At 72.0% G+C, this 14043-nt stretch carries 13 protein-coding genes; 3 read left to right on the top strand and 10 right to left on the bottom strand.

The features are described 5' to 3' along the window. Window positions 1-129: 129 nt before the first annotated feature. Window positions 130-1131 (bottom strand): ornithine carbamoyltransferase, encoded by a 1002-nt coding sequence (gene argF / locus ACIPXM_RS30155; RefSeq protein ID WP_401661972.1) that lies wholly within the window; start codon window positions 1129-1131, stop codon window positions 130-132. Window positions 1132-1181: 50 nt separating this feature from the next. Next, window positions 1182-2405, bottom strand: a complete 1224-nt coding sequence (locus ACIPXM_RS30150) for an arginine deiminase (protein ID WP_401661969.1) — start codon at window positions 2403-2405, stop codon at window positions 1182-1184. Window positions 2406-2704: 299 nt separating this feature from the next. Between ACIPXM_RS30150 and ACIPXM_RS30145 the strand changes: the two genes are divergently transcribed. Further along, the gene (locus ACIPXM_RS30145; protein WP_401661967.1) at window positions 2705-3388 is read left to right on the top strand and encodes a response regulator; all 684 of its coding nucleotides are present in this window, start codon (window positions 2705-2707) and stop codon (window positions 3386-3388) included. 47 nt (window positions 3389-3435) lie between these two features. On the opposite strand, the gene ACIPXM_RS30140 is transcribed toward ACIPXM_RS30145, so the two are convergent. From ACIPXM_RS30140 to ACIPXM_RS30125, 4 genes are all read right to left on the bottom strand, one after another. Further along, window positions 3436-4869: a sugar porter family MFS transporter gene (locus ACIPXM_RS30140; RefSeq protein ID WP_401661964.1), complete on the bottom strand. Its 1434-nt coding sequence runs from the start codon at window positions 4867-4869 to the stop codon at window positions 3436-3438. 126 nt (window positions 4870-4995) lie between these two features. Next, entirely contained in the window at window positions 4996-8580 is a 3585-nt protein-coding gene (gene smc, locus ACIPXM_RS30135; protein ID WP_401661961.1) for a chromosome segregation protein SMC, read from the bottom strand. 200 nt (window positions 8581-8780) lie between these two features. Continuing rightward, window positions 8781-8996: a hypothetical protein gene (locus tag ACIPXM_RS30130; RefSeq protein ID WP_401661959.1), complete on the bottom strand. Its 216-nt coding sequence runs from the start codon at window positions 8994-8996 to the stop codon at window positions 8781-8783. Window positions 8997-9434: 438 nt separating this feature from the next. Continuing rightward, the gene (locus tag ACIPXM_RS30125; RefSeq protein ID WP_401661956.1) at window positions 9435-9716 is read right to left on the bottom strand and encodes an acylphosphatase; all 282 of its coding nucleotides are present in this window, start codon (window positions 9714-9716) and stop codon (window positions 9435-9437) included. Between the two features lie 198 nt (window positions 9717-9914). Here ACIPXM_RS30125 and ACIPXM_RS30120 point away from each other — a divergent pair, with 198 nt between their 5' ends. Both ACIPXM_RS30120 and ACIPXM_RS30115 read left to right on the top strand, forming a co-directional pair. Continuing rightward, the gene (locus ACIPXM_RS30120; RefSeq protein ID WP_401661953.1) at window positions 9915-10784 is read left to right on the top strand and encodes a CAP domain-containing protein; all 870 of its coding nucleotides are present in this window, start codon (window positions 9915-9917) and stop codon (window positions 10782-10784) included. 73 nt (window positions 10785-10857) lie between these two features. After that, window positions 10858-11244, top strand: a complete 387-nt coding sequence (locus ACIPXM_RS30115) for a winged helix-turn-helix transcriptional regulator (protein ID WP_401661950.1) — start codon at window positions 10858-10860, stop codon at window positions 11242-11244. A 40-nt stretch (window positions 11245-11284) separates the two neighbouring features. On the opposite strand, the gene mutM is transcribed toward ACIPXM_RS30115, so the two are convergent. The 4 genes from mutM to ACIPXM_RS30095 all read right to left on the bottom strand — a co-directional run bounded on the left by mutM (window position 11285) and on the right by ACIPXM_RS30095 (window position 13942). Beyond that, on the bottom strand, window positions 11285-12154 hold the full coding sequence (gene mutM, locus ACIPXM_RS30110) for a bifunctional DNA-formamidopyrimidine glycosylase/DNA-(apurinic or apyrimidinic site) lyase (RefSeq protein ID WP_401661947.1): 870 nt from the start codon (window positions 12152-12154) through the stop codon (window positions 11285-11287). Window positions 12155-12304: 150 nt separating this feature from the next. After that, a complete protein-coding gene (rnc, locus tag ACIPXM_RS30105; RefSeq protein ID WP_401661944.1) occupies window positions 12305-13141 on the bottom strand; it encodes a ribonuclease III in 837 nt (278 codons plus the stop codon). A gap of 19 nt (window positions 13142-13160) precedes the next feature. Then, window positions 13161-13334: a 50S ribosomal protein L32 gene (gene rpmF, locus ACIPXM_RS30100; RefSeq protein ID WP_030496967.1), complete on the bottom strand. Its 174-nt coding sequence runs from the start codon at window positions 13332-13334 to the stop codon at window positions 13161-13163. Window positions 13335-13336: 2 nt separating this feature from the next. Further along, window positions 13337-13942, bottom strand: coding sequence for a YceD family protein (locus ACIPXM_RS30095; RefSeq protein WP_401661940.1), 606 nt, complete (start codon window positions 13940-13942; stop codon window positions 13337-13339). Window positions 13943-14043 lie beyond the last annotated feature (101 nt).

The raw sequence follows: 14043 nt of genomic DNA, 5'->3' as shown, positions 1-14043 counted from the left end.
CGCCCCCGCCCGCGCCGCGGGGGGCGGTGCCAGCGCTCGGGTCCGGCGGGGGGGCGGGGGGGGGGGGGGGGCCCGGGCGGGGGGGGGGCCCCCCCCCGGCCCGGACGGCCGGCCTGACGGCCGCGCGGCTCAGCCGCCGAGCGTCGCCACCATCACCGCCTTGATGGTGTGCATCCGGTTCTCCGCCTGGTCGAAGACCACCGACTGCTCCGACTCGAAGACCTCGTCGGTCACTTCGAGCGCGTCGAGCCCGAACCGCTCGTAGATGTCGGCGCCGACCTTGGTCGCGCGGTCGTGGAAGGCCGGGAGGCAGTGCAGGAAGCGGGCCCTGGGGTTGCCGGTGGCGGCCATCACGCCGGAGGTGACCTGGTACGGGGTGAGGAGCTTGATGCGCTCCTCCCAGACCTCGGCCGGCTCGCCCATGGAGACCCACACGTCGGTGTAGACGAAGTCCACGCCGTCGACCCCGGCGAGGAGGTTCTCGGTGTGGGTGATGCGCGCGCCGGTGGACCTGGCGATGGCGGCCGCCCGGTCGACGACCTCCTGTTCGTTCCAGAGCTGTTGCGGGGCGACGATCCTGACGTCGGCGCCGAGCAGCGCGCCCGTCACGAGGAGCGAGTTGCCGACGTTGTTGCGGGCGTCGCCGAGGTAGGCGAAGGAGATCTCGTGCAGCGGCTTGCCGGAGTGCTCGCGCATGGTGAGGAAGTCGGCGAGCATCTGGGTGGGGTGCCATTCGTCGGTGAGGCCGTTCCACACCGGGACGCCCGCGTGTTCGGCGAGTTCCTCGACGAGCCGCTGGGACGAGCCCCGGTACTCGATGCCGTCGTACATCCGGCCGAGGACCCGGGCGGTGTCCTTCATCGACTCCTTGTGGCCTATCTGGGAGCCGCCGGGGTCGAGATAGGTGACGTGGGCGCCCTGGTCGTGGGCGGCGACCTCGAAGGCGCACCGGGTGCGGGTGGAGGTCTTCTCGAAGATGAGGGCGATGTTCCGGCCGGTCAGCAGCGGGCGTTCGGTGCCGGTGCGCTTGGCGGTCTTCAGATCGGCGGCGAGGTCGATCAGGTGGGTGAGTTCGGCCGGGGAGAAGTCGAGTTCCTTGACGAAGCTGCGGTGGCGCAGGTTCTGGGCCATGGTCGGCGCCTTTCGGGGGTGGGGGGTGAGGGGGTGCGGGCCGTGGCCGGTCAGACGGCTTCGCGCTCGATGGGGCAGCTCATGCAGCGGGGGCCGCCGCGGCCGCGGCCGAGTTCGCTGCCGCGCACCCGGACCACTTCGATGCCGTTCTGCTCCAGATAGCGGTTGGAGGCGACGTTGCGGTCGTAGGCGACGACCACCCCGGGTTCGACGGTGAGGACGTTGCAGCCGTCGTCCCACTGCTCGCGCTCGGCGGCGAAGGCCCCCTGAGCGGGGGTCAGGATGTTGATCCGCTCCTTGCCGAGGGCGGCGGCGATGACGTCGTGCATCTCCTCGGGGGCGTGCCGGGTCACCTTGAGGTCGTCGGGGGCGCCCTGGGACTCGATGGTGTACGAGGGGAGCATGCCGAGGCCCGCGTACTTGGTGAAGGTGTCGCCGTTGACCATGGTCATGACGGTGTCGAGGTGCATGAAGGCGCGGCCCTTGGGCATGTCGAGGGCCACGATCCGCTGGGCCGAGCCCTCCTTGAACAGCTCGATGGCGAGCTGTTCGACGCCCTGCGCGGTGGTGCGTTCGCTGAGGCCGACGAGGACGGCGCCGTTGCCGATGACGAGGACGTCGCCGCCCTCCATGGTCGACGGGTAGGACCGCTGGCCCTCGTTCCAGACCTTGTGGGTGCTGTCCGCGAAGAGCGGGTGGTGGCGGTAGATGGCCTCGAAGTGGACGGTCTCGCGGCGCCTGGCCGTCTTGCACATGGCGTTGACGGCGACGCCGTCGTACACCCAGCAGGAGGTGTCGCGGGTGAAGAGGTGGTTGGGCAGCGGGGCGATGACGAAGTCCTCGTCGTCCATGACCTGGACGCGTACCGACCTCGGCCTGCCCATCCTGGCGACGAGTTCCCGTTTGGTGATGCCGCCGACCAGGTGCCTGGTGAGGGTCTCGGGGTCGAAGTCCTCGTAGACGGTGCGGGCCCGGTCGGTGGCGATGGGGCCGTACTGGCGCTCGTCGAAGAGGCGGCCGAGGACGAGGGAGCGGGCCTCGGGGTCGCGCATGGTCTCGGTGAGGAGGTCGGTGAAGAGATGGACGGCGATCCCGCGGTCGCGCAGGGTCTGCGCGAAGAAGTCGTGTTCCTCCTGGGCCCGTTCGACCCACAGGACGTCGTCGAAGAGCAGCCCGTCCTTGTTGCTCGGGGTCAAGCGTTCCAGTTCGAGGCCGGGCCGGTGCAGGATGACCTGCTTGAGCTTGCCCGCTTCGGAATCGACGTGGAAAGGCATGGTGTCCTCCGGTCCGCCGTGGCCGGTGCCCCATTGCACCGGCTCACGACAACGAAGTTATGCCTTCGCACATCACCCTCTGAACAGTAAAAGACCTTCGTTTCCCGGGTGGAACGGTGCTTTGGTTCGCTGATTCATCGCCCGAGTGCCCTGTGCCAAGAGCCATGCCGTCTCAGGGCGGAGCGGGACCTCCGGCCCGGCCGGGAGGGACCGTCGCCCCTCTCCACCCGGCCCATCGGCGGGATTACGTTGGGACCACGGGCGGCACGGGGTTGACGGGGCGTCCGACAAGGTGGCGTGTGGAGGCCGTGATGCCGGTACGGGTGCTGATCGCGGACGCCGAAGAGGTCGTGCGGGTGGGGCTGCGCTCGATGCTCACGGCCGACGGCGAGTTCGAGGTCGTGGGTGACACGGGTGACGGGCGTGAGGCGGTCCGCCGCGCGCTCGACGCCGAGCCCGACGTGTGTGTGATCGGCAGCAGGCTCGACGGCGCCGACGGTCTGGACATGATGCGGCGGCTGGCCGCGGCCGGGTGCAGCGTGGTGGTGCTGACCGGCTCGGGCACCGACGAGTCCATCTGCGCGGCCCTGCGGGCCGGGGTGCAGGGCATCCTGTGCAAGACCCTGGGGGCCCACCAGATCCGGCAGGGCATCTGGCTGGCCGCCGCCGGGGCGTACCCGCTGTCGCCCGCGGCGGTGGAGAGCCTGCGGGCGGTGCTGCACCGGTACGGGCAGCTGCCGTACGGCGGCCCGCACGGCCGCGCCCCGGGGCCCGCACGGACGTTGACGCCCAGTGAGCTCCAGGTGGCGGGCATGGTGGCGGCCGGGCGCACCGACCGGGAGATCGCGCAGGTGCGCGGGGTATCGGTGTCGGCGGTGAAGAAGACGGTCATCCAGTGCCGGCACAAGGTCGACGCCAGGAACCGTCTGGAGCTGGCCCATTGGGCCTGGCGGCGCGGTCTCGAACCGGTCGACCGCCCCTGAGCGCCGGAGGAGACGGGCCGAGGGCTCCGGGCCGGGGGCCCGAGGGGTCAGCCCATCTCCTCCAGGGCCTTGCCCTTGGTCTCCTTCACGAACTTGAGCACGAACGGGATCGAGAGCACGGCGAAGACGGTGTAGATGATGTAGGTGCCGGACAGGTTCCAGTCCGAGAGGGACGGGAAGCTGGCCGTGATGGCCCAGTTGGCGATCCACTGCGCGGAGGCGGCGACGCCGAGGGCGGCGGCGCGGATCCGGTTGGGGAACATCTCGCCGAGGAACACCCAGACCACCACGCCCCAGGAGAGGGCGAAGAAGAGCACGAAGACATGGGCGGCGACGAGCGCGACGACGCCCTGGGTGTTGGGGAGTTTGCCGTCGACGAGGTCGGCGGAGAAGGCCCATGCCTCGAAGGCGAGCGCGACCGCCATGCCGGCCGAGCCGACGAGGGCGAGCGGGCGGCGGCCGACCCGGTCGACCAGGACCATGGCGATCACGGTGCCGATGATGTTCACGATCGACGTGGTGAACGAGTAGAAGAACGAGCTCGACGGGTCGATGCCGACGGACTGCCACAGCGTCGCCGAGTAGTAGAAGGCGACGTTGATGCCGACGAGCTGCTGGAAGACGGAGAGTCCGATGCCGACCCAGACGATCGGCAGCAGCCTGTTCTTGCTGCCGGGCACCATCAGGTCCTTGAAGGTGGACTTGTGCTCGCTGCGCATCGCGCGGTCGATCTCGGCGACCCGCCGGTCGAGGTCGACGTCCTTGCCCTCGACCTCGGAGAGGACCTCCTTGGCGCGCGCCAGGCGGCCCACGGAGATGAGGAAGCGCGGCGACTCGGGGATGGCGAACGACAGCAGCCCGTAGAGCAGCGCGGGCACCACCATCACGCCGAGCATCCACTGCCATGCCTCCAGACCGCCGATCTTGCCGCGCTGGTCGCCGTCGGCGAGCTGCAGGATGCCGTAGTTGACCAGCTGGGAGATGGCGATGCCGATGACGATGGCGGCCTGCTGGAAGGAGCCGAGCCGGCCCCGGTACGCGGCGGGGGCGACCTCGGCGATGTAGGCGGGGCCGATCACCGAGGCCATGCCGATGGCGAAGCCGCCGATGATCCGCCAGAAGGCCAGGTCCCACAGGGCGAAGGGCAGCGCGGAGCCGACCGCGCTGATGGTGAAGAGCACGGCCGCGATCCGCATGCACTTGATGCGGCCGATCCGGTCGGCGATCCGGCCCGCGGTGGCGGCGCCGATCGCGCAGCCGATCAGGGCGATCGCGATGACCTGGGCGAGGGCAGCCGAGCCGATCTCGTAGCGGTCGCGGATGGCTTCGACGGCGCCGTTGATGACGGAACTGTCGTAGCCGAAGAGGAAGCCGCCCATCGCCGCCGACGCCGTGATGAAGATGACGTGGCCGATGTGGTCCGGATGGGCGGTCCGGCCCGCGGACGGCGGCGGCGGGGGCGCCTGCTCGGTGCTGGTCACATGGGCTCCTCGGGGCTCCGGCGGGCGCGGCCCCGGTCCTGTGGTGGGGCGAGCCCTTCCAGTGGGGCACAGCTTCCCGCCCTCCACCACTCGAAACCCGGCCCCCGCCGGTCCCCTGGCGGGGGCTCAGCGCAGCCGCTGGCTGATCACCTTCGAGACGCCGTCGCCCTGCATCGACACCCCGTACAGCGCGTCGGCGACCTCCATCGTCCGCTTCTGGTGGGTGATGACGATCAGCTGTGACGCCTCCTGGAGCTCCTGCATGATCCGGATCAGCCGCTGGAGGTTGGTGTCGTCGAGCGCCGCCTCGACCTCGTCCATCACGTAGAACGGGCTGGGCCTGGCCTTGAAGATGGACACCAGGAGGGCCACCGCCGTCAGCGAGCGCTCGCCGCCGGACAGCAGGGAGAGCCGCTTGACCTTCTTGCCGGGCGGCCTGGCCTCGACGTCCACGCCGGTGGTCAGCATGTCGTCGGGGTCGGTGAGGATCAGCCGGCCCTCGCCGCCGGGGAACAGCCGCGAGAACACCCCCTCGAACTCCCGCGCGGTGTCCCGGTACGCCTCGGTGAAGACCTGCTCGACCCGCAGGTCCACCTCCTTGACCACCTGGAGGAGGTCCGTCCTGGTCTTCTTCAGGTCCTCCAGCTGCTCGGACAGGAACTGGTGGCGCTCCTCCAGGGCCGTGAACTCCTCAAGGGCGAGCGGGTTCACCTTTCCGAGCTGCTGGTACGCCCGTTCGGCCGACTTCAGCCGCTTCTCCTGTTCCGCGCGGACGAACGGCCGCGGCTGGTTGCGGGGATGCGCGGGGTCCTCGGGCAGCTCCTCGCCGTCGGCGGGCGGTGACGGCGGTACGGGCTGCGCCGGGCCGTACTCCTCGACGAGCACGGCCGGTTCGACGCCCAGCTCCTCCAGGGAGCGGCTCTCCAGCTGTTCGATCCGCAGCCGCTTCTCGGCGCCGAGCACCTCGCCGCGGTGCACCGAATCGGTCAGCTTGTCCAGCTCGGCCTTGAGGTCGCGGCCCCGGCCGCGGGCGGTGGTCAGGTCCTGCTCGCGGGCGCCCTTGGCGGCCTCGGCGAGGGCGCGTTCCCGCTCGGCGCGGGTCAGCGACACCTCGGCGTGGGCGAGGAGCTGGCGGGCGCCGGAGCCGACGGCCGCGGCGACCTCGGCCTCGTGGCGCAGCCGCGCCCTGCGCTGTTCGGCGCGGGCCCTGGACTCCCGTTCGGCGCGGGCGGCCCGGTCCAGCGAGTCGGCGCGGCCCGCGAGGCCCTTGACGCGTTCCTCGTGGGTACGGACCTGGAGGCGGGCCTCCATCTCGGTCTGGCGCGCGTTGGAGCCGTCGATGGCGAGCCGGTCGCGGGTGCCCGTGTCGGGTTCGTCGGTGTCGCCGGGGGCGGCGGTCTCCTCGGCGACCAGGAGCCGTTCGGCGAGTTCCTCGGCCTCACCGAGGGCCCGGTCCAGGGCCTCGGCGGCGCGGGCGGCCGCGGCGGCGGTGCGCTCGGCCTCCCCGGCCGCTCCCCTGGCCTGTCCGGCGAGCCGTCCGAGCTGCTGGGCGACGGCGGACTTCTCCCGGTCGGCGATCCTGCGGCGCTCGTCGAGCTCGTCGGCCAGCCGGGCCGCCTCCCGCCTGCGCCCGGTGGCGGTCTCCTGGGCGGTGGCCAGTTCCCGGCACCGTACGTCCAGCTCGGCCAGTTCGGCGGCGGCCTCGTCGACGGCGGCCTGGACCTCCAGGAGGCTGGGCGCTCCGGCGGAGCCGCCCTGTGCGAAGTGGGCGCCGAGCAGGTCGCCGTCGGCGGTGACGGCGGTGAGCGCGGGGTGGGCGCGGACCAGGTCGACGGCCGCGTCGAGGCCGTCGACGACGACGATGCCGCGGAGCAGGGTGCGGACGGCTCCGAGGAGTTCGGCGGGGCCGGTGACGAGGGAGGCGGCCGGGACGCCCGGGGCCGGTGCGGCGGTCGCCGGGTCCGCCGCACCCGATTCTTCGGTGTCGGTCGCGGTGGGGTCGCCGGTGAGGAGCAGCGCGGCGCGGCCCGCGTCCTGCTTGCGCAGCAGCCGCAGGGCCTCGGCGGCGGTGGCGGGGCCGCGCACGGCGAGCGCGTCGGCGGCGGCGCCGAGGGCGGCGGCGACCGGGACCTCGTGGCCGGGGGCGACGGTGAGGAGTTCGGCGGCCGGGCCGAGCAGTCCGCTCAGTCCGGCGCCGAGCAGGGCGCCGGTGCCGTCCTTGCGGCGCAGGCCGAGCGCGAGGGCGTCGTGCCGGGCGCTGGTCGCGGCCCTGGCCCGGTCGGCGTCGGCGGCGGCCTCCCGGGCGGCGGTCAGCGCGGTCTCGGCGTCGGCGCGTTCGGCGCGGGCGGCCTCGTGGCGGGCGGCGAGTTCGGTGTCGTCGGCGTCGAGGCCCTCGACCTCGGCCTTGAGCTGCTCGTACTCCCGCTCGGCGGTGACCGCCCGGTCCCGCGCCTCGTCGCGGGCGGCGGCGAGCCGGTCGATCTCGGCCTGGGCGGCGGCGGCCCGTGAACGGGCGGCGTTGACCTGGCCGTGCAGCCGGGCCAGGCCCTCGCGCCGGTCGGCGACGGCGCGGGCGACGTCCTTGAGACGGCGTTCCTCGTCGGCGAGGGCGCGCTCCAGTTCGGCGCGGTGCGCGACGGTGTCGTCGAGGGCGTGCTCGGCGGCCTCCAGGGCGGCGGTGAGCTCGGCCTCCTGCTCCCGGATCCGGGCGGCCTCCCGCTCCATGTCGTCCGGCTCGCGGCCCCGGCGCTCCTCGGCGGGCCGGTCGGACGCGCTCTTGACCCGGGCGTCGGCGAGGGAGACGGTGCCGCGGACCCGTTCGGCGAGCTGCGACAGCTCGTACCAGCTCTGCTGGGCCCGCTGGAGGCGCGGTGCGAGGCGGCGGACCTCGTCCTCCAGGGCGGCCTCCCGGGCGAGCGCGGTCTTCAGCGCGGCCTCGGTGGTCTCCTTGCGGGCGAGCAGCGCGGCCTCGTCGGCGACCTCGGTCTTGAGGGCTTCACGCAGGCGTACGAGGTCGTCGGCGAGCAGCCGGAGCCGGGCGTCGCGCAGGTCGGCCTGGATGACGGCGGCGCGGCGGGCGACGGCGGCCTGCCGGCCGAGGGGCTTGAGCTGGCGGCGGAGTTCGTCGGTGAGGTCCTGCACGCGGGCGAGGTTGGCCTGCATCGCGTCGAGCTTCCGCAGCGCCTTCTCCTTGCGCTTGCGGTGCTTGAGGACTCCGGCGGCCTCCTCGATGAAGGCGCGGCGGCCCATCGGGTCGGCGTGCAGCACCGAGTCGAGCTGTCCCTGGCCGACGATGACGTGCATCTCGCGGCCGATGCCGGAGTCGGACAGCAGGTCCTGGATGTCGAGCAGCCGGCAGGTGTCGCCGTTGATCTGGTACTCGCTGCTGCCGCCGCGGAACATGATCCGGGTGATGGTGACTTCGGCGTAGTCGATGGGCAGCGCGCCGTCGGAGTTGTCGATGGTCAGGGAGACCTCGGCGCGGCCGAGCGCGGGGCGCCCGGTCGTGCCGGCGAAGATGACGTCCTCCATCTTGCCGCCGCGCAGCGACTTGGCGCCCTGCTCTCCCATGACCCAGGACAGCGCGTCCACGACATTGGACTTGCCGGAGCCGTTGGGCCCGACGACACACGTGATTCCCGGTTCGAACCGCAGCGTGGTGGCGGAGGCGAACGATTTGAAACCGCGGAGTGTCAGGGCCTTGAGATGCACGCCTGCGGACTCTACCCGGGGTGTCGGGTTTCACCGGTGAACGCGCAGGGCACTCCCTCTCCCAAGGACACGGTGGTCGGGGGCGGAGGGGTGGGGCAAGAAAGAAGGGACGCCGAGGCGCCCCTTGCATGTCCAGCAGTGCTCATGTCCAGCAGTACTGGCGAGAGTGTTTCTCACCTGAGCCCTTCGGGGCGGGGACTTCAGGTGAGCGCAGGCTCCGCACTGGAAACGTCGAGTTCGATGCTGTCCAGCAGCGACTCTCCCTGATGAGCGGCGGCAGCGGCGAGCGCGTCGTTCTCCGACTGGATCCGAGTCAGCTCGGATTCCAGGTCCTGGACACGCTGCTGAAGCCGTCGCATCTCGGCGAGGAGTCGCGGGTCGGAGCCGCCGACGTAACCGAGAAGCGCCTTTGCCATGATGGATGGTCCTCCACACTGAGTGACCGACCGATGCGGTGTGGGTCGTGAGGGATTCGCACCCGCGGTGCTCGACCATGCTCTTTGTCGTGCCGGTTCTCACGGTCGAACAGCTAAGGTGCGCGGGGCTTCCAGAGTCTCACCAAAAAGTTTGACGGTCAACACGATCACGCCCTGCTTCCGGGGCTCACCGGGGGGCCTGCGGCCGCGGACAACAGCGGCGGCGCCTCACAACACGGTGCCCGAGGGGCGTGGAGATCATCCTTACTCGCGCAGCCTGGCATGGCAAGTGCTTCTCCGCAACCACCAGGCCGTTTCTGGTTGGGCACCTGTTCACAGGTGGTGCGCCCGGGGTCGCTCCGAGGTGATCCGGAGGCCCTTCCGGGGCCGCTCGGGACCCCGCGAAGGACACCGCCGGGAGCGGCCCGGAGGGCGGGGTCAGCGGATGGCGAAGCCGTCGTAGCCGCCGCGCGGGGTGGCCCATATCTCAGTGACGCCGTCCACGCGCCCGGGCGTGTCGGCGGACCGCAGCCAGTCCAGCAGACGGTGGCAATTCTCACTCGGGCCCTCGGCCACCACCTGCACCCGGCCGTCGTCGAGGTTCAGGGCGAAGCCGGCCAGGCCACCGATCTCCAGCGCGTTTGCCCTGGTGAACCAGCGGAAGCCCACTCCCTGTACCCGGCCGCGCACCCAGGCGGTCATCCGTACGTCGTCATCCATGGCTGAACGCTAGCGGTCGGATTACGGAAGAGGCACGTCAGCCCCGGGTGTCATGCCGTACAGTCCGAGCCGGACGGGTGTCACCCGTTCGGCGGGACGCTCCCTGAAGTCTTTTCCGGAGCCTTTCCCGCGATCCCACAGAAGCAAAGATCAGCAAATCACGCGGCCTTGTGCTGCGCGGACACAGGAGGCGTACGGATGGGACGGCATCGTGGCGCACGGCGTCGCGCACCCGTGCGCGCCGGGCTGCTCGGAATCTCCGTGGCGGTCGCGATCGGCGCGATCGGTGTCACCTCGGGTCTGCTGCCCGGCGGCGACACGTTCTCGATCGGCAACACCGCCCAGGACAAGCCGCGGGCCGAGGCCGAGCGGCAGGCGGCCCCCCGCCTGAACACCCAGGGCGGCTCCTCGGCCACCCCGACGGGCTCCGGCGACGGCTCCGGATCCGGTACGGGCACGGGCTCGGGCGCCGGGAACGGCAAGGCGGCCGCCCCGAAGGCGAAGCCGTCGGCCCCGGCGACCCCGTCGCCGAAGGCCACCCCCTCCCCCAAGGCCACGCCGAGCCCGGAAGCCTCCACGGCGGCCCCGAAGCCGAAGCCGACGCCCGCGAAGAGCTCCCGCCCGGACCGGACCCCCACCACCCAGGCCCCGGCCGACCCGCCCGCCGCCCCGCGTCCGGTGCTCAGCCGTGAGCAGGCCGCCGAGGCCGAGGTGGTCCGCCTGGTCAACGTCGAGCGCGCCACGGCCGGCTGCCCGGTGGTCCGCTCGGACGCCGAGCTGGCGAAGCTCGCCGGTGCGTTCAGCGCCGACATGGCCGCCCGTAACTTCTTCGACCACACCGACCCCGACGGCCGGACCCCGTGGACGCGCGCCGAGCGGGCGGGCGTCAGCGGGCTCGGCGGCGAGAACATCGCCAGGGGCCAGGTCGACGCCGCCGCCGTGATGCGCTCCTGGATGGCCAGCGACGGCCACCGGGCCAACATCCTGAACTGCGACTACACGGCCCTGGGCGTGGGTGTGCACTTCGGGGACGGCGGCCCCTGGTGGACGCAGGACTTCGGTTTCTGAGCCGGGACGCCCTGCGGGCGCTGGCGCTCACTTTTCGAAAGCGCCCACCGGCGCACCGCGTACGCTTGACGGCATGACCGACCAGCCGGACCTCGCCTTCGACGTCTTCGCCAGGGCCTGCCCCTCGCGCGGCACCCTGGAGCATGTGACCGGCCGCTGGGGCGGCCTCACCCTGGGCGCGCTGCGCGAGGGCGAGCTGCGCTTCAACGAGCTGCGCCGCCGGGTCGACGGCGTCAGCGAGAAGATGCTGTCCCAGACCCTGCACGCGCTGGAGCGCGACGGCCTCGTGCACCGCGCGGCGCAGCCCACCAATCCGCCCCGGGTCGACTACCGGCTCACCCCGCTCGGCGCCGAGGTCGCCGAGCGGCTGCTCGGTCTGATCGAGCTGGTCGAGGGCCGGATGGACCAGGTGCTCGCCGCCCGCGCGGCCTACGACGCCCGGCCGCCGACCGGCCGCTGACGCTCCTCACCCGCTGGGGCACGTCACCCGCTGACGTCCGTCAGGCGGCGGCCTTCGGCGGGCGCTGGCAGCGCGGGCAGAAGTAGCTGGACCTGTTCATCCACGGGCGGCGCCGCATCGGCGTACCGCAGCGGTGGCACGGCTCGCCCTCCCGGCCGTAGGCGTCGAGCGAGCGGTCGAAGTAGCCGGACTCGCCGTTCACGTTCACGTACAGGCTGTCGAAGCTGGTGCCGCCGACCGCGAGCGCCGCGTTCATCACGTCCCGGACATGGCCGAGCAGCTCGGCGGTGCGCGGCCGGGTCAGACCGGCGGTCGGGCGCTCGTAGTGCAGTTTGGACCGCCACAGCGCCTCGTCCGCGTAGATGTTGCCGACGCCGCTGATCAGCGACTGGTCGAGCAGCGCCCGCTTGACGGTGGTGCGGCGCAGCCGCAGGGCGGTCGCGAAGGCGGTGTCGTCGAAGGCCGGGTCGAGCGGGTCGCGGGCGATGTGCGCGATGACGTCCGGCAGGCCGTCGGTGCTGTCCGGCGCGGTGTCGTGCAGCGAGAGGCCGCCGAAGGTGCGCTGGTCGACGAAGCGCAGCTCGGTGCCGGTGGCGTCGTCGAAGCGGACCCGGATCCGCAGGTGCTTCTCGTCGGCCGCGTCCTCGGGCTGCACGAGCAGCTGGCCGCTCATCCCGAGGTGGCCGAGGACGGACATGTCGGCGTCGGCGAGCGGCAGCCACAGGTACTTGCCGCGCCGCCGGGCGATCCCGAAGCGGTGGCCCTTGAGGCGGGCGGCGAAATCGGCGCCGCCCTCGGGGTGGCGCCGTACCGCGCGCGGGTGCAGGACCTCGACGTCGGCGACGGTCCGCCCGGCGACCCAGCGCTCGAGACCGCGCCGGACGACCTCGACCTCGGGCAGTTCAGGCACGGTGTGTTCCTCCGGGAGCGGGTTCCCGGCCGTGCTGTGCCACGGCCGCGCTCGCAGCCTACAACCGGCCTCGGACAGCACGACGCCCCCGTCCGGCGCGACCGTGGGGGCCGTGCCGGGCGGGGGCGACGAAGGAATGCGGAGAGCGGGTCAGGCCGAAGCCCGGCCGCCTTCGGTGGCGTCGGCGTCGGACGCGGTGGCATCGGACGCGGTGTCGGCGACCGCTCCGCCGTCACCGGCGCTCACGCTCTCGGCCGCGGCCTTCGCCGCGGCCGCGCGCTCCTCGGCCGCCGCGCGGATCGCGCGCCAGGCCGATTCCGCCGCCTGCTGTTCCGCTTCCTTCTTGCTGCGGCCGGTGCCGGCGCCGTACGAGACACCACCGACGCGGGCGGCAGCAGTGAAGGTCTTCTCGTGGTCCGGGCCTTCCTCGGTGACGAGGTACTCCGGGACACCGAGGCCCTCGGCCGCGGTCAGCTCCTGGAGACTGGTCTTCCAGTCCAGGCCGGCGCCGAGGTTCGAGGACTTCTCGATCAGCGGGTCGAAGAGCCGGTGCACCAGCTCGCCCGCCGCCTCGAGACCCTGGTCGAGATAGACCGCGCCGATCACCGCTTCAAGGGTGTCGGCCAGAATGGATGCCTTGTCCCGGCCGCCCGTGCCTTCCTCGCCCCGGCCGAGCCGGATGAAGGAACCCAGGTCGAGTCCGCGGCCCACGTCCGCCAGCGCCCGCGAGTTGACCACCGCGGCCCGCAGCTTGGCCAGCTGGCCTTCGGGCAGATCGGGGTGGGTGCGGTACAGCGTGTCCGTGACCACCAGGCCGAGCACGGAGTCCCCGAGGAACTCGAGACGCTCGTTGGTGGGCAGACCGCCGTTCTCGTACGCGTAGGAACGGTGGGTGAGCGCACGCACCAGAAGGGCGGACTCGAGCTGATACCCGAGCCGCCCTTCCAGAAGCGTGTGGGACGAGGCCGAAGTGATGTGATCAGACATCGTGCCTCTCACCAGCCCCTCAGACCGAGAGGACCTGGCGCTTGTTGTAGGTGCCGCAGCTCGGGCACGCGATGTGCTGCTGCTTGGGCTCCTGGCAACGCTCACACGAAACCAGGGTGGGGACCGCAGCCTTCCACTGCGACCGGCGGTGGCGCGTGTTGCTGCGCGACATCTTCCGCTTCGGAACAGCCACGGCTACTTCTCCTGCTTCTCGTCGACACCGGTTGCGGCATCGCTCATGTTGTCCTTCTCGTCGGCTCCCAGTGAACCGGCGAGTCCCTGCAACGCCGCCCAACGAGCGTCGACGGCGTCATGGTGGTGGTCCGGGTCGTCGTTCAGGTTGACTCCGCATTCGGAGCACAGACCCGCACAGTCCTCCCGGCACACCGGCTGCATCGGCAGTACGAGCACCACCGCGTCCCGCAGCACGGGTTCGAGGTCGAACATGCCGTCCTCGAGGGGGGTCATGTCCTCGGCCTCTTCGTCCTCCTCGTCCGCGGCCGCCTTGGAGCGGCCCCGGCTGTCGGATTCCGGGTACGAGAACATCTCCTGGTAGTCCGCGTCGAGCTCCAGCTCGACGGGCTCCAGACACCTTACGCACTCCCCCTCGGCCGATGCACGGGCGGTGCCTGTGACAAGCACCCCTTCCATGACCGACTCGAGCCGGAGCTCGATCTCCACCGGAGCGCCCTCGGGCACTCCGACGACACCGGCGATCCCCAGATCAGCGGGGGCCTCGATGGTGCGGGCGACCCGCAGCAGGGCACCAGGACGCCGCCCCAGCTCGTGCGTGTCGAACACGAGGGGGTTGCGATGGTCGAGGCGCGTGCTCAGGGTTCTGCCTGCTTTCGAGATCGAGCGCGAACGTTCGGGGGGTGGCTGCCAGACGTGGGCAGCATGGA

The organism is Streptomyces sp. NPDC090025 (assembly GCF_044748125.1).
Classification (GTDB): domain Bacteria; phylum Actinomycetota; class Actinomycetes; order Streptomycetales; family Streptomycetaceae; genus Streptomyces.
The sequence above is the reverse complement of the archived record's forward strand: the minus strand, read 5'-3'. Positions and strand labels throughout refer to the sequence as shown.

Coding starts and splice junctions, on each gene's coding strand:
- argF (WP_401661972.1), bottom strand. CDS start 1,131: ATGGCCCAGAACCTGCGCCACCGCAGCTTCGTCAAGGAACTCGACTTC.
- ACIPXM_RS30150 (WP_401661969.1), bottom strand. CDS start 2,405: ATGCCTTTCCACGTCGATTCCGAAGCGGGCAAGCTCAAGCAGGTCATC.
- ACIPXM_RS30130 (WP_401661959.1), bottom strand. CDS start 8,996: ATGGCAAAGGCGCTTCTCGGTTACGTCGGCGGCTCCGACCCGCGACTC.
- ACIPXM_RS30125 (WP_401661956.1), bottom strand. CDS start 9,716: ATGGATGACGACGTACGGATGACCGCCTGGGTGCGCGGCCGGGTACAG.
- ACIPXM_RS30120 (WP_401661953.1), top strand. CDS start 9,915: ATGGGACGGCATCGTGGCGCACGGCGTCGCGCACCCGTGCGCGCCGGG.
- ACIPXM_RS30115 (WP_401661950.1), top strand. CDS start 10,858: ATGACCGACCAGCCGGACCTCGCCTTCGACGTCTTCGCCAGGGCCTGC.
- rnc (WP_401661944.1), bottom strand. CDS start 13,141: ATGTCTGATCACATCACTTCGGCCTCGTCCCACACGCTTCTGGAAGGG.